Raw genomic sequence first — 16,568 nt, forward strand, 5'->3', positions numbered from 1 at the left:
CCCGGTCCGCGCCTCCCGCGCAGCCAGGTCACCAGACAGCCCGGCCCCGCCGGGCGAGGAGCAGCACATGGCTGACGACGAGATCCAGGACGTCCCCACCACTGTCGAAGCGGCCGACACGCCGACCGACACGCCGACCGAGGCTCCGGCCGAGGCCGCTGCGGAGGCGAAGCCGGCCAAGAAGGCCGCCGCCAAGAAGGCCGCGAAGAAGGCCCCCGCCAAGCGGGCGACCAAGAAGGCCGCCGCGGCTCCCGAGGTCGCGCCGGACGCGGCCCCGGACCCTGCCCCGGACGCGGCGGCCGAGGCCGCCTCCGAGGCGCCGGCCGAGGCGCCGGCCGAGGCGAAGCCGGCCAAGAAGGCCGCCGCCAAGAAGACCACCAAGAAGGCTGCGACGAAGAAGACCGCCGTCAAGAAGACGGCCTCCGCCAAGAACACCCCGGCCGAGCCCGCCGAGGTCGCCGCGGCCGCTGTCGAGGCCGACCCGGTCGCCGCTCCGGTCGAGCAGGCCGACACCCCCGCCGAGACGGGCCCCGGCACGATGCCGCTGTTCCAGGTGCCCGAGACCCCCGCCAAGGCCCCCGCCAAGCGCACCCGCAGCCGCAAGAAGGTCGAGCCCGCACCCGTCGAGGAGACGGCCGACGTCGAGGCCGTCGAGGCCGACGCCCCGACCATCGAGGCCGCGGCCCCGCCCGAGGTCGACCCGGTGACCGACGACGCGACCGACCCGGGCGACCCGGGCGACCCGGCCGACCCGGCTGAGGACGAGCAGGCCGAGGCCGACACCGACGCCCCGGCCGACGCCGAGGACCAGGACGGGGCCGACGACGAGGACGAGTCCGACGACGACAACGACGACGACACCGACGACGCCGAGGGCGACTCCGGTCCGCGCCGCCGTCGTCGCCGGGGTGGCCGTCGTCGCCGTCGGGGAGGCGGCTCGGGCGACGCTGAGGGCTCCGAGAAGGCCGAGAAGAGCGACGACGGCGACGACGCGTCGCGCGAGAAGTCCGGCGACAAGTCCGGCGAGAGGTCCGGCGAGAGGTCCGGGCGGTCCGAGAAGCCCGCGAAGGGCGAGTCGTCCGAGAAGGGCGACGCCGAGGGCTCCGACGACACGCAGAAGTCCGACGACGGCGAGTCCGGCGAGGGCGGGTCGTCCTCCCGGCGCCGGCGCCGGCGCCGCCGCGAGGGCGACGGGGGCGACGGCGGGGGCGACGACCCGGCCAACACCACCACCCGGGTCCGCAAGGCCCGCTCGCCCGAGGACGAGATCACCTCGGTGCAGGGCTCGACCCGCCTCGAGGCCAAGAAGCAGCGCCGCCGCGAGGGCCGCGAGGCCGGCCGCCGCCGCGCCCCGATCGTGAGCGAGGCCGAGTTCCTGGCCCGCCGCGAGGCGGTCGACCGCGTCATGGTGGTCCGCCAGCGCGACGAGCTCACCCAGATCGGCGTGATCGAGGACAAGGTCCTCGTCGAGCACTACGTCGCCCGCGAGTCCCAGACCTCCCTCATCGGCAACATCTACCTCGGCCGCGTCCAGAACGTCCTGCCCTCCATGGAGGCGGCGTTCATCGACATCGGCAAGGGCCGCAACGCGGTCCTGTACGCCGGCGAGGTCAACTGGTCGTCGCTGGGCCACAAGGACGGCAGCCCCCGCAAGATCGAGTCGGTGCTGTCCTCGGGCCAGACGGTCCTGGTGCAGGTCACCAAGGACCCGATCGGCCACAAGGGTGCCCGCCTGACCAGCCAGATCAGCCTGGCCGGCCGGTTCCTCGTCTACGTGCCCGACGGCACCACCTCGGGCATCTCGCGCAAGCTCCCCGACACCGAGCGCCACCGCCTCAAGACGCTGCTCAAGGAGATCGTCCCCGACACCGCGGGCGTCATCGTGCGCACCGCCGCCGAGGGCGCCAGCGAGGACGAGCTGACCCGCGACGTCGAGCGTCTCAAGGCCCGCTGGGAGGACATCGAGGCCAAGACCAAGGGCCGCGGCGGCAACCCGCAGCTGCTCTACGGCGAGCCCGACCTGACCCTCAAGGTCGTGCGCGACCTCTTCACCGAGGACTTCGGTCGCCTGGTCATCCAGGGCGACGACGCCTGGGACCTCGTCCACGGCTACGTCGAGCACATGGCCCCCGACCTGCTCGACCGGGTCGAGAAGTACGACGTCGCGGAGCACGACGGCGTCGACGTCTTCGCCGCCCACCGCATCGACGAGCAGATCGCCAAGGCGCTCGACCGCAAGGTCTTCCTGCCCTCCGGCGGCTCGCTCATCATCGACCGCACCGAGGCGATGACGGTCGTCGACGTCAACACCGGCAAGTTCACCGGGTCCGGCGGCAACCTCGAGGAGACCGTCACCAAAAACAACCTGGAGGCGGCCGAGGAGGTCGTGCGCCAGCTCCGGCTGCGCGACATCGGCGGCATCATCGTCGTCGACTTCATCGACATGGTGCTCGAGTCCAACCGCGACCTGGTGCTGCGCCGCCTCGTCGAGTGCCTGGGCCGCGACCGCACCCGCCACCAGGTCGCCGAGGTCACCTCGCTCGGCCTGGTGCAGATGACCCGCAAGCGCATCGGCACCGGCCTGCTCGAGGCCTTCAGCGAGAACTGCGAGCACTGCCAGGGCCGCGGCCTCGTGCTGCACGACATGCCCATCGAGCCCAAGCGCGGTGGCGGTGGCGGCGGCAGCAACGGCAACGGCGGCGGCAGCAACGGCGGCGGCAGCAACGGCGGTGGCAGCAACGGCGGCGGGGCCGCGTCGGACGACCAGGGCGGCGAGCGCCGCAGCGGGCGCCGTCGCGGCGGCCGCGGCGGTCGCGGCGGCGACGACCAGGGCCAGCAGGGCGGCGGCGGCCGCGACGCCAAGGACGCCGGCGCCGGCGGCCGGGACGCCAGGGACCCTGCCAAGGACGTCCCGGCGCAGAAGCCGTCCCCGGCCGAGTTCGCCGCGATGGCCAAGGCCGAGGTCCACAAGGACGACGAGGCGCCCGAGGCTCCGGTGACCGAGCTGGTCGACGGTGCTGCTCCGGTGCCCGAGCCGGTCTCCGAGCCCGTCCCGCAGCTGGCCACCGAGCCGGAGCCGGCCGCCGAGCCGGAGCCCGCGCCCGTGGCGGTCGAGCCGGAGCAGCCGGTGGCCCCGGAGCCGCCGGCCGAGCCGAAGGTCGTGACCCGCGCCCGCCGGGGCGTGAGCCGCACCGTGACGACGACCGCGCCGGTCGCCCCGGTCGAGGTGACCACCGCGCCGGCCCCCGTGGCCGCCCCGGCCGCCCCAGTCGAGCCGCCCAAGGTCGTCACGCGCACCCGGCGCGGCGCGTCGCGTCGTACGACGACCGCGGCGCCGGACGGCGCGACCGAGGCCACCGAGGCCACCGAGGACTGACCCCGAGATCGGGCCACCGGCCGCGTTTTGCGGCCGGTGGGCCCGGTCCGTACGATGATCCCTTGTGCGCCCGCTGGGGCGTGCACCGTCCGCCCGGCACCGGCTCGTCCGCCGTGCCGTCCGTGCCGCGGACCTGAGCTCAGACGCAGACTACGAAGGAGACCGCGGTGTACGCGATCGTGCGCGCAGGCGCCAAGCAGCAGAAGGTCGCTGTCGGCGACGTCATCGAGATCGACCTGGTCTCGACGCCCGTCGGCGACACGCTGACCCTGCCGGTCGTGATGACCGTCGACGGCGAGACCGTCAAGGCCACCGACCTCGGCTCGGCCGCGGTCACCGTCGAGGTCCTCGGCGGCACCAAGGGCCCCAAGATCGTCATCCAGAAGTACAAGAACAAGACCGGGTACAAGAAGCGCCAGGGTCACCGCCAGAAGTACACCCAGGTCCGCGTCACCGACATCTCGGCTTGATCCGGCTCTCACCCCAACCGCTGAAGGACTACTGACATGGCACACAAGAAGGGCGCGGCGTCCACCAAGAACGGCCGCGACTCCAACTCCCAGCGCCTCGGCGTCAAGCGCTTCGGCGGCCAGGTCGTCGGCGCGGGCGAGATCATCGTCCGCCAGCGCGGCACCCACTTCCACCCGGGCAGCGGCGTCGGCCGCGGCGGCGACGACACCCTGTTCGCGCTGCAGCCCGGTGCGGTCGAGTTCGGCGTCAAGCGCGGTCGCCGCGTCGTCAACATCGTGCCGCAGGGCTGACCCAGGCACCCACCGCAGCATCCACGAAGGGCGTCCCGGATCCCCGGGGCGCCCTTCGTCGTCCTTCCACCGCCCCCGCAGTCACCCTCGCAGTCACCCTCGCAGTCACCAGGAGCACCCATGGCCGTCCCGACCTTCGTCGACCGGGTCACGCTGCACGTCAGCGCCGGACGCGGCGGCAACGGCGTGGCGTCGGTGCACCGCGAGAAGTTCAAGCCGCTCGGCGGCCCCGACGGCGGCAACGGCGGCCCCGGCGGGTCGGTCATCCTGCGCGTCGACCCCGACGTGACCACGCTCGTCGACTACCACCACAGCCCGCACCGCAAGGCCCAGGTCGGCGGCCACGGCGCCGGCGGCCACCGCAACGGCAGCCACGGAGCCGACCTGGTGCTCCCGGTGCCCGACGGCACCGTGGTCAGCCGCAAGGACGGCGAGGTGCTCGCCGACCTCGTCGGCCCCGGCACCGAGATGGTGCTGGCCGAGGGCGGCCGCGGCGGCCTCGGCAACGCCGCGCTGGCCAGCGCCAAGCGGAAGGCGCCCGGGTTCGCCCTGCTCGGCGAGCCGGGCGACGAGCTCGAGGTCGTGCTCGAGCTGAAGGTCGTCGCCGACATCGGCCTCGTGGGCTTCCCCAGCGCCGGCAAGTCGAGCCTGATCGCCTCGATCTCCCGGGCCCGCCCCAAGATCGCCGACTACCCGTTCACCACGCTCGTGCCCAACCTCGGCGTCGTCACGGCCGGCGAGACGACGTTCACCGTGGCCGACGTGCCGGGCCTGATCGAGGGCGCCAGCGACGGCCGCGGCCTCGGGCACGACTTCCTGCGCCACGTCGAGCGCTGCGCCGCCCTGGTGCACGTGCTCGACACCGCCACCCTGGAGCCCGGCCGCAACCCGGTCGACGACCTCGACGTCATCGAGAACGAGCTGAGCCGCTACGGCGGGCTCGAGGGGCGGCCGCGCCTGGTCGCGCTCAACAAGGTCGACGTGCCCGACGGCCGCGACATCTCCGACATGGTGCTCGACGACCTGGCCGAGCGCGGCCTCAAGGTCTTCCCGGTCTCCGCCGCCTCCGGCGAGGGCACCCGGGCGCTGACCTTCGCCATGGCCGAGATCGTGCGCGCCGCCCGCGAGGAGCGCGCCGTCGAGGTCGCCACCCGCATCGTGCTGCGCCCGGCGAGCGTCGACGGCGGCGACTTCGAGGTCACCCGCGACGGCGAGGGCTGGCGGGTGCGCGGCACCAAGCCCGAGCGCTGGGTGCGCCAGACCGACTTCAGCAACGACGAGGCCGTCGGCTTCCTCGCCGACCGCCTCAACCGGCTCGGCGTCGAGAAGCGGCTGCTCGAGCTCGGCGCCGAGGAGGGCGACACCGTCCTCATCGGCCACCCCGACGACGCGGTCGTCTTCGACTTCCGCCCGACCCTCGACGCCGGGGCCGAGAACCTCACCCGCCGCGGCGAGGACGAGCGCTTCCGCGAGGAGCGCCCGGCCGTCGCCCGCCGCCGTGCCATCGAGGAGGGCATGGCCGAGCGCGGCGACAACGAGGAGCGCGCCGACGTCGCCCGGCGCATCGACCGTCCCGAGACCTACGGGCCCACGTCGTACGAGATCGGCTCGGCCGAGGACCCCGACTGGGCGGAAGACGACCCGGGCCGGTGACCGCGCGCTCCGACGTCACCGGTGCCCGTCGGGTCGTGGTCAAGGTCGGCTCGTCGTCGTTGACCACGGCCGAGGGCGGGCTCGACCCCGACCGGCTGCGCCGCCTGGTGGACGCGCTCGCCGCCACCCGCGCCCGCGGGGCCGAGGTGGTCCTGGTGTCCTCGGGCGCCATCGCGGCCGGGCTCGCGCCCCTCGGGCTGCGCCGGCGCCCCTCGGCCCTGGCCGCCCAGCAGGCCGCGGCCGCCGTCGGGCAGGGCCTGCTCGTCCAGGCCTACACCGCTGAGCTGGCCCGCCACGGTGTCGTCGCCGGCCAGGTGCTGCTGACCCTCGACGACGTCACCCGCCGGGCCCACTACCGCAACGCCCACCAGACCTTCGCCAAGCTGCTCGAGCTCGGCGTCCTCCCCGTCGTCAACGAGAACGACACCGTCGCCACCACCGAGATCCGCTTCGGCGACAACGACCGGCTCGCCGCGCTCGTCTCCCACCTCGTGCACGCCGACCTGCTGGTGCTGCTCTCCGACGTCGACGGCCTGTACGACGGCCACCCGGCCGAGCCCGGCAGCCGGCTGCTCCCGGAGGTGACCGACGCCGCCGACCTCGACGGCGTCCGCATCGGCGGCACCGGCGCGGCCGGCGTCGGCACCGGCGGCATGGCGACCAAGGTCGAGGCCGCCCGCATCGCCACCGGCGCCGGCATCCCGGTCGTGCTCACCTCGGCCCCGCTGGCCGGACCCGCGCTGGCCGGGGAGGAGGTCGGCACCCTGTTCCGGGCCACCGGCCGCAAGCGGCCCACCCGGCTGCTGTGGCTGGCCCACGCCACCAACGCGCGCGGCACGGTCACCCTCGACGCCGGCGCGGTGCGGGCCGTGGTCGAGCGTCGCGCCTCGCTGCTGGCCGCCGGCGTCACGGGCGTCAGTGGCGACTTCGCCGCCGGCGACCCGGTCGACGTGGCCGACGCCGACGGCCACGTCGTGGCCCGCGGGCTGGTCGGCTTCGACTCCGACGAACTGCCCGCCCTGCTCGGCCGCTCGGGCGAGCGCGAGGTCGTCCACCGCGACGACCTCGTCGTGCTGTGACCCGGGCGCGGCTGCTCCTGCTCGGCCTGGCCGGCCTGCTCGTGCTCGGCTCCCTGCCGGTCACGCTGTCGCGCCTGACCGGCTGGACCAGCGCGCCCGGCATCGTGCTCACCGCCTTCGCCCCCCTCGCCCTCGTCTCGTACGCCGCCGCGCTGGTGCTCGTGCTCGCGGCTGTCGTGGCCGGCCGGCGTGGGGGCCGGCTCGCGCTCGCCGTGGCGGCCCTCGCCGTCGTACCGCTGCTGCTGCACGTGGCCTGGGCGGCGCCGCTGATGACCGACGAGGCGGAGGAGCCGACCGGGCCGGATCGCGTCACGCTGATGAGCGTCAACGCGCTCCTCGGCCGCGCGGACGCCGAGGTGGTGGCCGACCTCGTGCGCGAGCGCGACGTCGACGTGCTCGTGGTCAGCGAGGTGACCCCGGCCTTCCTGCGCCGGGCCGAGGCGGCCGGGTTGCGCGACGTGCTGCCCGTGCAGGCCGGGCGACCCGGGACCGCGGCCGAGGGCACGATGGTGTTCTCCCGCGCGCCGCTCGAGGTCGTCGCGACCGTGCCGACGCGGTTCGACTCGCTCGTCGTGCGCACGTCGGGCCTCACCGTGCTCGGCACCCACCCGGCGCCTCCCACGGCTCCCGACGAGTGGCGCCGCGACCTGCCGCTGGTCCTCGACGCCGCGGTCGAGCACGACGTCGACGCGATCGTCGGCGACCTCAACGCGACCCTCGACCACGCGCCCGTCCGCGACCTCGTCGACGGTGGCTGGCGCGACGCCGTCGAGCTGACCGGCGGTGGGTTCCAGCCCACCTGGCCCGCCGGTGGCGGGATGGGCCTGCCGTTCGCGGCGGTGCAGATCGACCACGTGCTGGTGGGGGAGCGGTGGACCGTCACCGCGGTCGACGACCAAGCCGTGCCCGACACCGACCACCACGCCGTCACGGCGACCCTGGCGCCCGCGGGCTGACCGCCGTACGGTCCCGGGGTGGACACCACCACCGTGGCCCTCACCCCGGAGACCTGGCCGCTCTTCGCCGGCCTGGTCGAGCGGCAGGGCGGGCTGTTCGGCGGCTGCTGGTGCACCTGGTTCCACCCGCCCTGCGAGGGCCGCGGCGAGACCGCCGAGGGCAACCGCGCGATCAAGGAGATGTGGGTGCGCGAGGGCGTCGCCCACGCCGCGCTCGTCGTGCACGAGGGCGAGGCGGTGGCCTGGGCGGAGTACGGCACCCCGGCGGAGCTGCCGACCATCCACCACCGCAAGCAGTACGACGCCACCAAGGCCGCCGACCCCGACTGGCGGGTGACCTGCATCCAGGTCGACAAGAGGTTCCGCAAGCGCGGGCTGGCCGAGGTGGCCCTGCGCGGCGCGGTCGACCTGATCGCGGCCGCGGGGGGCGGCGTCGTCGAGGGCTACCCGCACGACATGGCGCTCAAGGAGGGCAAGAAGACCTCCGCCTCGTGGCTCTACAACGGCACCCGGCGGATGTACGAGCGGGTGGGCTTCACCTACGACCGGCCCAAGGGCCAGTTCAACTGCGTGGTGCGGCACGAGGTCGCCCCCGCGCGACCTGACCGCGGCTGGCGGCTGGTCGCTGGTGGCACGTGACCCCCCGGCACCACTCCTGGCGGGGATCTCCCACTCCTGGTCGGTAGCTCCCCACCAGGAGTGAGATCGGCACCAGGAGTCAGGGGCGGCCGCCCCCACCAGCCACCTCAGGAGAAGCGCGAGGAGACCACGACCCGGCCGCGGCCGTCGCGGACCTCGAAGCCGTCGGCGTCGGGGCGCAGGACGGCGGAGTTGAGGTGGCAGAGCATCTCGCGGTCACCGGTGCCGACGAACGCGCCGGCCGGGTAGCGCCGGCCGTCGGTGCCGACGACCGCGACCTCGTAGGCGCCGCCCTCGACGAACCCGCGGCCCGTCAGCAGCACCTCGACGCCCCAGGTGTGGTTGACCAGCTCGGCGTCGGCCGCGACCGTGCGGTCGGTGACGCGCACCGACACCGGCTCGACCGGCACGGGGTCGGCGGCCGGGGCGGGGTCGTCGCGGGTCACCGCGAGGCCGACGACGAGCGCCGTCGCCGCCGCGGCCCCGGCGACGGCGGCCAGCCCGGTGCGCCGGGCCCACGCCGTACGCCGCTCGCGGTTGCGCTCCTGGGTGAACCGGGCGAGCACGAGGTCGTCGAGGCCGTCCGGCGTGGGCTCGAACCGGGTCGGGCCGCCGTCGGCGCGGCGCAGGTCGCCCAGCGCGTCCGCCAGCGGCAGCAGGTCGTCGCGCTCGGCCCGGCAGCCGGCACAGCCGGCCAGGTGGGCCTCGACGGCGGCGGCCTCGTCGGGCGGGAGCGCACCGAGGACGTAGACGCCGAGGTCGGTCCGCAGCTTCTCGTGCTCCGGGTCTCGGGCGGTCACAGGGTCACCTCCATCTCCTCCATCACGACCCGCAGGGCCTTGAGCCCGTAGAAGACCCGGCTGCGCAGCGTCGACTCGGGCACGCCGAGCTCGGCGGCCACCTCCGGGTAGGGCCGGTCGGCCAGGTAGGTCTCCTCGAGCGCGCGCCGGTGGTCGTCGCCGAGCCGGCGCAGCGCCTCCTCGAGCAGGATCCGCCGGGTCAGGGCCTCCCAGCCGTCGGCGGTCGCCCCCGCCCCGGGCGCGTCGGCCTCGAGGTCGCGGTGGTCGACCAGGCCCCGCAGCCAGGGCCGGGCGCCACGTGCCCGCTGGGCGTCGACCACGACGTTGCGGGCGATCTCGAACAGCCAGGTCCGCAACGAGGCCCGCGAGGCGTCGTACCTGTCGCGAGCCCGCCACGCGCGCAGGAAGACCTCCTGCACCGCGTCCTGGGCCGCGCCCGCGTCCCCCAGCCCCCGCACGGCCAGCCGGTAGATCTCGGCGCCGTGCGCGGCGTACGCCTCCCGGACCCCCTCCTCGCCCGACAGGTCGGTGAGGAGGGGACCCGTGGGACGACGGGGGAGGGCGGGCACCAGGTCAGTGCACCACGGCGATGTCGCGGACCAGCAGGTTGCGGAAGCCGTTGACGCGGGTCGCCTTGCCCGAGCCGAGGTCGATCTTGTAGAGCGCGTAGCGGCCGCCGGTGCTCAGGGTCGCGAACCCGGTGTTGGCGACCGTGACGCCGTCGACCTTGGTGGAGCGGATGTCGAACCCGGCCTTGGCGGTGGCGTCGATGCCCAGCGGGCCCTGGTTGGTGATGGTGCCCGCGTTGGCCGGGACCTGCAGGGCGATGGTGTCGGTGGCGGCGTTGAGGTCGTACAGCGCGGTGCCGGTGGTCTCGGCGTTGTCGTTGTTGGTGTACGCCGCGCCGACGATGCCCTGCACCTGCGGGGTCGTGTCGGGGACGTTGAGGTCGCCGTCCTCGGTCGTGGTGCCGGCGGCGAAGGAGTGGCGCAGGTTCTGGCCGGTGTCGCTGACGATGCGCAGCGCGTCGGCCGCCGGGTTGACGTCGACGCCGAAGCTGGTGCCCTCCAGCCCGACGGTCAGGGAGCCGACCTGGGTGGCGCGGGCGGTCTTCTTGAGGATGACGAAGAGGCCGCCGCCGCTGCCGACGGCGTACAGCTTGCCGTCGGAGGGCCGGATGTCCATGCCGATGATGCGCTGGCCGCCGAGGCCCGTCACGGCCCCGATCTGCCGCACCTGGCCGGGACGGTCGGTGTTGAAGTAGACGAGCTTGCCGGCGGCGGTCAGGCCGAACGCGGCCTTCGGGTTGGCTGCCTCGGCGCCCGGGGCCAGGGCGATGGCGGTGGTCCCGGCCGCGAGGACGCCGGCCAGGGCGGCGGCGACGGTGCGGCGGGCGCGGAGGGTGGGACGGGTGTGGTGCTGCATGGGATCGCTCCTCGAGATGGCGTGCCGTGTCCTTCGTCTGTCACGGGGACCTACGGACGCCGCGCGGGTCCTGTTGAACGCGCCGGCGACTTTCTTCCCCGTCCCGGCCGCCACCCGACGGTGGGTGCTCGTCGTCGCGGGGCGCGCCGTAGGCTGGACGGTGCGATGAGCGGGACCCAGCGCCAGGCGGTGCACTACCTCGACCACGCCGCCACGACCCCCATGGTCGGCGCGGCGCTGGAGGCCTTCACCCGCCACCTCGGCGACGTCGGCAACGCCAGCTCGCTGCACGCGTCGGGCCGCCAGGCCCGCCGCGTCGTGGAGGAATCGCGCGAGACCATCGCCCAGGCGCTGGACTGCCGTCCCGGGGAGGTCGTCTTCACCTCCGGCGGCACCGAGGCCGACAACCTGGCCGTCAAGGGCGTCTACTGGTCGCGCCGCGCCGAGGACCCCCGCCGCACCCGCGTGCTGACGACCGCGATCGAGCACCACGCCGTGCTCGACCCCGTGCACTGGCTGGGCGAGGAGTCCGGCGCCACCGTCGAGCTGCTGCCCGTCGACGCCGAGGGCCGCCTCGACCTCGACGCCCTGCGGGCCAGCATCGAGCGCGACCCCGGCTCGGTCGCGCTCGTCTCGGTCATGTGGGCCAACAACGAGGTCGGCACCCTCCAGCCCGTGGGCGGGCCCGACGGGGTCGTCGAGGTCGCCCACGCCCACGGCATCCCGGTGCACACCGACGCCGTGCAGGCGCTCGGCCAGGTGCCGCTCGGCTTCGCCGCCTCCGGCGTCGACGCCATGACCGTCACGGGCCACAAGGTCGGCGGCCCGTACGGCGTCGGCGCCCTCGTCGCGCGCCGCGAGCTGTCCCTGGTCGCGCTGCAGCACGGCGGCGGGCAGGAGCGCGACGTGCGCAGCGGCACGGTCGACGTCCCGGCGGTGGCCGCGTTCGCCGCCGCCGTCGAGCTGGCGGTCAAGCACCAGGCCGAGCACGCCGCCCACGTCGCCACGCTGCGCGACGACCTCGTCCGCCGGGTGCTCGAGGTCGTGCCCGACGCCCACCTGCACGGCGCGCCCCTCGGCCCGGGGCGGCTGCCCGGCAACGCCCACCTCGGCTTCCCCGGCTGCGAGGGCGACTCCCTGCTCATGCTGCTCGACGCCCGCGGCATCGAGTGCTCCACCGGCTCGGCCTGCTCGGCCGGCGTCGCCCAGCCCTCCCACGTGCTGCTCGCCATGGGGTGCGACGCCGAGGCCGCCCGCCACTCGCTGCGGTTCTCCTTCGGCCACACCTCGACCCCCGCCGACGTCGACGCGGTCGTCGAGGCCATCGTCCCGGTCGTCGAGCGCGCCCGGGCCGCCTGGCGGTGAGGCGGCGGTGAGGATCATCGCGGCCATGTCCGGTGGCGTCGACTCCGCCGTCGCCGCCGCGCGCGCCGCCGAGGCCGGCCACGACGTCACGGGTATCCACCTGGCCCTGTCGCGCAACCCGGCGTCGTACCGGTCGGGGGCGCGGGGCTGCTGCACCATCGAGGACGCCAACGACGCCCGCCGCGCGGCCGACGTCATCGGCATCCCGTTCTACGTGTGGGACCTCTCCGAGCGCTTCCACGACGACGTGGTCGTCGACTTCATGGACGAGTACGCCGCGGGCCGCACGCCCAACCCGTGCCTGCGCTGCAACGAGAAGATCAAGTTCGCCGCGGTCCTCGAGCGCGCCCTCGCCCTGGGGTACGACGCCGTGGCCACCGGCCACTACGCCCAGCTGCGCACCGGGCCCGACGGCACGGTCGAGATGCACCGGGCCGTCGACGACGGCAAGGACCAGTCCTACGTGCTCGGTGTGCTCGACCAGCACCAGCTCGCGCACTCGGTGTTCCCGCTGGGCGGGTCGACCAAGACCGAGGTGCGCGCCGAGGCCGCCGCCCGCGGGCTGCTCGTGGCCGACAAGCCCGACAGCCACGACATCTGCTTCGTCGCCGACGGCGACAACGCCGGCTGGCTGCGCGAGAAGCTCGGCGACCGCGCCCCCAACCGGGGCGGGGCCATCGTCGACGTCGACTCCGGCGAGGAGCTCGGGCGCCACGAGGGCACCTACGGCTTCACCATCGGCCAGCGCAAGGGCCTGCGCATCGGCCGGCCCGCACCCGACGGCAAGCCCCGGTTCGTCCTCGACATCGAGCCCGTCACCGGCACCGTGACCGTCGGCGGCCGCGAGCGGTTGGCTGTCCACCGCCTCTCGGCCACGTCGCCGCGCTGGTGCGGCACCCCGCCCGCCCGCCTCGACGGCACCGTCCAGCTGCGGGCCCACGGCTCCGAGCTGCCCGCGAGCGTCGCCGTCGTGGGCGACCGGGTCGAGGTCGAGCTGCACGAGCCGGCGTACGGCGTGGCGCCCGGCCAGGCCGCCGTGCTGTACGACGGCACGCGGGTCGTCGGGTCCGCGACGATCGCGGCGACCGCCTGATGGCGCGGGCGAGCGGCGTCGGGTCGCTGCCGGGGGAGTCCTTCCTCGAGGCCCAGCGGGTCGTGCTCGGCGAGCTGGGCGGGGACCACGGCCTGCCCCACCTGGCCGAGGTGCCCGGGCGCGGCGTGACCGCCGGCATGGTCGGCCGCGCGATGGCGCTGGTCACCGACCTCGGCGTCGACCTGCAGCCCGCCGGCTGGCGGGTCTCCGGCTCGCCGGAGTCCAGCGGCGTCGACCACCGGCGGGCCCGCAGCCTGCTGGCCCAGGACCTGGACGGGCTCGAGGAGCTGACCCAGGGGTGGGTGGGGCCGCTCAAGGTGCAGGTCGCCGGGCCCTGGTCCCTCGCCGCCACCGTCGAGCGCCCGCGCGGCGACCGGGTGCTGGCCGACCACGGCCTGCGCCGCGACCTCGCCCAGGCCCTCGCCGAGGGCGTGCGGGACCACGTGCGCGACCTGCGGCGCCGGGTTGGCGGTGCCGACCGGCTCGTCGTGCAGGTCGACGAGCCCGCCCTGGCCGCCGTCGCGACGGGCTCGGTGCCCACCGCGTCGGGCTTCGGTCGCCACCGCACCATCGACCGGCCCGAGCTCAGCGACACGCTGGGCTGGGTGCTGGCGGCGGTCGCCGAGGAGGGCGCCGAGCCCTGGGTGCACTCCTGCGCCCCCGGGACGCCCCTCGACCTCGTGCGGGGCGCCGGTGCCCGTGGGCTGGCCGTCGACCTGGCGGTCGTCGACGCGGCGGGTCACGACGTGCTCGCGACTGCGCTCGAGGCGGGGGAGACCGTCGCGCTCGGGGTCGTGCCGACCTCGGGGGCAGCCTCGGACCAGGGTCTCGACGACGGCCAGGTCACCGAGCGGGTGCTGCGCTGGCTCGACATGGTCGGCCTCGACCCCGACGAGGTCGGGTCCCGGTTGGTGCTCACGCCCGCCTGCGGGCTCGCGGGAGCCACCTGGGAGACCGCACGCCACGCGCTGGCCGCCTGCACGACGACGGCCCGCCGCCTCACCTCCGGGGAGCCGGAGGAGGGCTGACGGGCCGTCGTGCGGGTGGTGCGTCGGGCGGGGGTCAGACGTGGACCGCGGCACCCTCGGGGCCGTCGGTGGCCAGCTCGGTGTGCTTGACGCGCAGCAGCGTCCAGACCACGAGCGAGGCGGCCAGCATCATCAGCGCCCCCACGAGGAAGGCGTTGGTCGCGCCCTCGGTGAAGACCTGCGACATCGCGACGCCCGTGGCGGCCTTGGCGGCCTCCTCGCCGCCGGACTGCGCGGCCGCGCCGGCGATGGCCGTCACGTCGCCCGCCCGGTCGGTGGCGATCTGGTTGGCCACCGTGCCGAGGATGGCCAGGCCGAGCGCGCCGCCGACCTGCTGCATGGTGTTGAGCACGCCCGAGCCGATGCCGGAGTCGTCGGCCCGCAGGTGGTGCACCGCGGTGAGGGTCAGCGGGACGAACGTGAAGCCCATGCCGACCGACATCAGCATGATGAAGGGCAGCACGTCGGACCAGTAGGAGGCCTCGACGAAGGTGCGCAGCGTCTCGTCGTAGGGCAGCCGGGAGAACCCGAACAGGCCGGCGGCGGCGAGCAGGGTGCCGGTGCCGGACAGGTAGCGCGGGTCGATGCGGTTGACCAGGCTGGAGCCGATGCCGGCCGCGGCCACCAGGCCCACGCAGAACGGCAGGAACGCGACGCCGGCGTGCAGCGGGCTGTAGCCCATGACCTGCTGGATGTAGAGCCCGAGGAAGTAGAACATCGCGAACATCGCGGCGGGCGCGAGGAACATGGCGGCGAAGCTGGCCGCGCGGGTCGGGTTGGTGAAGACCCGGAACGGCAGCAGCGGGTGCTCGACGCGGCTCTCGACGAACCCGAAGACGACGAGGAGCGCGATGCCGGCGCCGAGGCTGGCCAGGGTGGTGGCGTCGCCCCAGCCGTCCTCGCCGGCCCGGGTGATGCCGTAGACCAGGCCGACGAGGCCGAGGGTGCCGGTGACGGCGCCGGGCACGTCGAGCTGGCCCGTGCGGGCCTCGGACTCCTTGAGCAGGCGCGGCGCGAGGAACGCGGTGGCCAGGCCGATCGGGGTGTTGATGAGCAGGGTCAGGCGCCAGCCGAGGTCGTCGTCGATGCCGGTCAGCCAGCCGCCGAGCAGCAGGCCGACGGCGGCACCGACGCCCGACATGGCGGCGTACACGGCGAAGGCGCGGTTGCGCTGGGGCCCGGCCGGGAACGTCGTGGTGATCAGCGCCAGGGCCGCGGGGGCGGCCAGGGCCGCGCCGGCGCCCTGGAGCGCCCGGGCGGCGATCAGCAGCGGCTCGTTGGTCGCCAGGCCGCCGAGGGCGGAGGCGATGCCGAAGATGACGAGGCCGATCATGAAGATCTTGCGGCGACCGTAGAGGTCGCCGAGGCGACCGCCGAGCAGCAGGAGGCTGCCGAAGGCCAGGGCGTAGCCGGTGACGACCCAGGTCAGGTTGGCCTGGTCGATCTGCAGGTCGGTCTGGATGAACGGCAGGGCGATGTTCACGATGGTGCCGTCGAGCACCACCATGAGCTGGGCGACCGAGATGAGCACGAGCGCCCACCCCAGGTGGGTGCCCTTCCCCTCGTCGGCCGGGCGCTCGGGCACCTGCTCCTCGGCCTTGGTCAGGTCGGTCATGACGTTTCCTTGTCTGTGGTCTGGATGCCTGCGGCGGGCAGGATGATCTGGTCGATGACGCGCTCGATGAACGCGGGGGTCGGCGCCTCGCCCAGCAGGAAGAGGCGGTGCAGGACGACGCCGGGCAGGGCCGGGACGAGCAGGTCGAGGTCGACGTCGTCGGCGATCTCGCCGCGCTCGCGGGCCCGCTCGTAGACGCCCACGGCCATCGCGGCCTTGGGTCCGATGAACTGCGCGCGGAAGTCGGCGGCGAAGTCCTCGTCGCGGCCGATGGCGGTGATGACGCTGCCGAGGACGGCCATCTGGAACTCGTCCGTCAGCCCGCCCATGCCGCAGAACATCGCCATCAGGTCACCGCGCAGGCTCCCGGTGTCGGGGAGGTCGTGCGGCTCCTTCATCGAGCACAGGGCGTCGATGACCAGGGCCGACTTGGTGCTCCACCGGCGGTAGAGCGTGGCCTTGGAGGCGCGGGCGGCCGAGGCCACCGCGTCCATGGTCAGCCGGTCGTAGCCGACGTCGGCCATCGTGGCGATGGTCGCGTCGAGGATCTCCTGCTCCCGGTCGCCCTCGACGCGCGGCCGGCTGCCGGCCTCGGTCGGCGGCGACGTGCTGGTGCTCGGAGTCATGCAGGTGTGTCCCTCGTCACTCGATGGAACGGAACGGTTTCGTACCAGGCGACGGTACGACCGCGTTCCATCGACCGTCAACTCGACGGAGGGGTGAGGTGTTCCGCAGGCCGGTCGTGGACCACGACCGGTCTGGTCCGGTCCGGTCCGGG

At 74.7% G+C, this 16,568-nt stretch carries 15 protein-coding genes; 10 read left to right on the plus strand and 5 right to left on the minus strand.

The window, feature by feature from the left end; translation table 11 throughout:
* The first annotated feature begins 67 nt into the window (after window positions 1-67).
* The 7 genes from FJQ57_RS03955 to FJQ57_RS03985 all read left to right on the plus strand — a co-directional run bounded on the left by FJQ57_RS03955 (window position 68) and on the right by FJQ57_RS03985 (window position 8,464).
* Window positions 68-3,376, plus strand: coding sequence for an Rne/Rng family ribonuclease (locus FJQ57_RS03955; RefSeq protein ID WP_139977897.1), 3,309 nt, complete (start codon window positions 68-70; stop codon window positions 3,374-3,376).
* Between the two features lie 167 nt (window positions 3,377-3,543).
* Entirely contained in the window at window positions 3,544-3,846 is a 303-nt protein-coding gene (gene rplU / locus FJQ57_RS03960; protein WP_139977898.1) for a 50S ribosomal protein L21, read from the plus strand.
* 36 nt (window positions 3,847-3,882) lie between these two features.
* Window positions 3,883-4,137 carry a 50S ribosomal protein L27 gene (gene rpmA, locus FJQ57_RS03965; protein ID WP_139977899.1) on the plus strand — a complete coding sequence of 85 codons (255 nt, stop codon included), beginning with the start codon at window positions 3,883-3,885 and terminating at the stop codon, window positions 4,135-4,137.
* Window positions 4,138-4,257: 120 nt separating this feature from the next.
* Window positions 4,258-5,790, plus strand: a complete 1,533-nt coding sequence (gene obgE, locus FJQ57_RS03970; protein ID WP_139977900.1) for a GTPase ObgE — start codon at window positions 4,258-4,260, stop codon at window positions 5,788-5,790.
* The gene (proB, locus tag FJQ57_RS03975) at window positions 5,787-6,869 is read left to right on the plus strand and encodes a glutamate 5-kinase (RefSeq protein WP_139977901.1); all 1,083 of its coding nucleotides are present in this window, start codon (window positions 5,787-5,789) and stop codon (window positions 6,867-6,869) included. The genes obgE and proB overlap by 4 nt, the downstream gene beginning before the upstream one ends.
* Complete coding sequence (locus FJQ57_RS03980; RefSeq protein WP_139977902.1) at window positions 6,866-7,825, plus strand: endonuclease/exonuclease/phosphatase family protein; 960 nt, start codon at window positions 6,866-6,868, stop codon at window positions 7,823-7,825. The genes proB and FJQ57_RS03980 overlap by 4 nt, the downstream gene beginning before the upstream one ends.
* An 18-nt stretch (window positions 7,826-7,843) precedes the next feature.
* Window positions 7,844-8,464 (plus strand): GNAT family N-acetyltransferase, encoded by a 621-nt coding sequence (locus FJQ57_RS03985; protein WP_139977903.1) that lies wholly within the window; start codon window positions 7,844-7,846, stop codon window positions 8,462-8,464.
* 107 nt (window positions 8,465-8,571) lie between these two features.
* Here the strand turns inward: FJQ57_RS03985 and FJQ57_RS03990 are convergent, their stop codons facing one another.
* From FJQ57_RS03990 to FJQ57_RS04000, 3 genes are read right to left on the minus strand one after another with little or no spacing between them, the layout of a single operon-like run.
* On the minus strand, window positions 8,572-9,264 hold the full coding sequence (locus FJQ57_RS03990; RefSeq protein ID WP_139977904.1) for an anti-sigma factor family protein: 693 nt from the start codon (window positions 9,262-9,264) through the stop codon (window positions 8,572-8,574).
* On the minus strand, window positions 9,261-9,833 hold the full coding sequence (locus FJQ57_RS03995; RefSeq protein WP_139977905.1) for a sigma-70 family RNA polymerase sigma factor: 573 nt from the start codon (window positions 9,831-9,833) through the stop codon (window positions 9,261-9,263). The genes FJQ57_RS03990 and FJQ57_RS03995 overlap by 4 nt, the downstream gene beginning before the upstream one ends.
* A gap of 4 nt (window positions 9,834-9,837) precedes the next feature.
* Window positions 9,838-10,689, minus strand: coding sequence for a DUF4394 domain-containing protein (locus tag FJQ57_RS04000; RefSeq protein ID WP_139977906.1), 852 nt, complete (start codon window positions 10,687-10,689; stop codon window positions 9,838-9,840).
* Between the two features lie 165 nt (window positions 10,690-10,854).
* Here FJQ57_RS04000 and FJQ57_RS04005 point away from each other — a divergent pair, with 165 nt between their 5' ends.
* From FJQ57_RS04005 to FJQ57_RS04015, 3 genes are read left to right on the plus strand one after another with little or no spacing between them, the layout of a single operon-like run.
* Window positions 10,855-12,054, plus strand: coding sequence for a cysteine desulfurase family protein (locus FJQ57_RS04005; RefSeq protein WP_139977907.1), 1,200 nt, complete (start codon window positions 10,855-10,857; stop codon window positions 12,052-12,054).
* 7 nt (window positions 12,055-12,061) lie between these two features.
* A complete protein-coding gene (gene mnmA / locus FJQ57_RS04010; RefSeq protein WP_211348735.1) occupies window positions 12,062-13,147 on the plus strand; it encodes a tRNA 2-thiouridine(34) synthase MnmA in 1,086 nt (361 codons plus the stop codon).
* Window positions 13,147-14,175 (plus strand): uroporphyrinogen decarboxylase/cobalamine-independent methonine synthase family protein, encoded by a 1,029-nt coding sequence (locus FJQ57_RS04015; RefSeq protein WP_139977909.1) that lies wholly within the window; start codon window positions 13,147-13,149, stop codon window positions 14,173-14,175. The genes mnmA and FJQ57_RS04015 overlap by 1 nt, the downstream gene beginning before the upstream one ends.
* Window positions 14,176-14,209: 34 nt before the next feature.
* On the opposite strand, the gene FJQ57_RS04020 is transcribed toward FJQ57_RS04015, so the two are convergent.
* Window positions 14,210-15,790: an MFS transporter gene (locus FJQ57_RS04020; RefSeq protein ID WP_139977910.1), complete on the minus strand. Its 1,581-nt coding sequence runs from the start codon at window positions 15,788-15,790 to the stop codon at window positions 14,210-14,212.
* Window positions 15,787-16,416, minus strand: a complete 630-nt coding sequence (locus FJQ57_RS04025) for a TetR/AcrR family transcriptional regulator (protein ID WP_139977911.1) — start codon at window positions 16,414-16,416, stop codon at window positions 15,787-15,789. The genes FJQ57_RS04020 and FJQ57_RS04025 overlap by 4 nt, the downstream gene beginning before the upstream one ends.
* Window positions 16,417-16,568 lie beyond the last annotated feature (152 nt).

The sequence above is a fragment of the Nocardioides litoris genome, from assembly GCF_006346315.1.
GTDB lineage: Bacteria > Actinomycetota > Actinomycetes > Propionibacteriales > Nocardioidaceae > Nocardioides > Nocardioides litoris.

Coding starts and splice junctions, on each gene's coding strand:
- FJQ57_RS03955 (WP_139977897.1), top strand. CDS start 68: ATGGCTGACGACGAGATCCAGGACGTCCCCACCACTGTCGAAGCGGCC.
- rpmA (WP_139977899.1), top strand. CDS start 3,883: ATGGCACACAAGAAGGGCGCGGCGTCCACCAAGAACGGCCGCGACTCC.
- obgE (WP_139977900.1), top strand. CDS start 4,258: ATGGCCGTCCCGACCTTCGTCGACCGGGTCACGCTGCACGTCAGCGCC.
- FJQ57_RS04000 (WP_139977906.1), bottom strand. CDS start 10,689: ATGCAGCACCACACCCGTCCCACCCTCCGCGCCCGCCGCACCGTCGCC.
- FJQ57_RS04005 (WP_139977907.1), top strand. CDS start 10,855: ATGAGCGGGACCCAGCGCCAGGCGGTGCACTACCTCGACCACGCCGCC.
- FJQ57_RS04015 (WP_139977909.1), top strand. CDS start 13,147: ATGGCGCGGGCGAGCGGCGTCGGGTCGCTGCCGGGGGAGTCCTTCCTC.
- FJQ57_RS04020 (WP_139977910.1), bottom strand. CDS start 15,790: ATGACCGACCTGACCAAGGCCGAGGAGCAGGTGCCCGAGCGCCCGGCC.
- FJQ57_RS04025 (WP_139977911.1), bottom strand. CDS start 16,416: ATGACTCCGAGCACCAGCACGTCGCCGCCGACCGAGGCCGGCAGCCGG.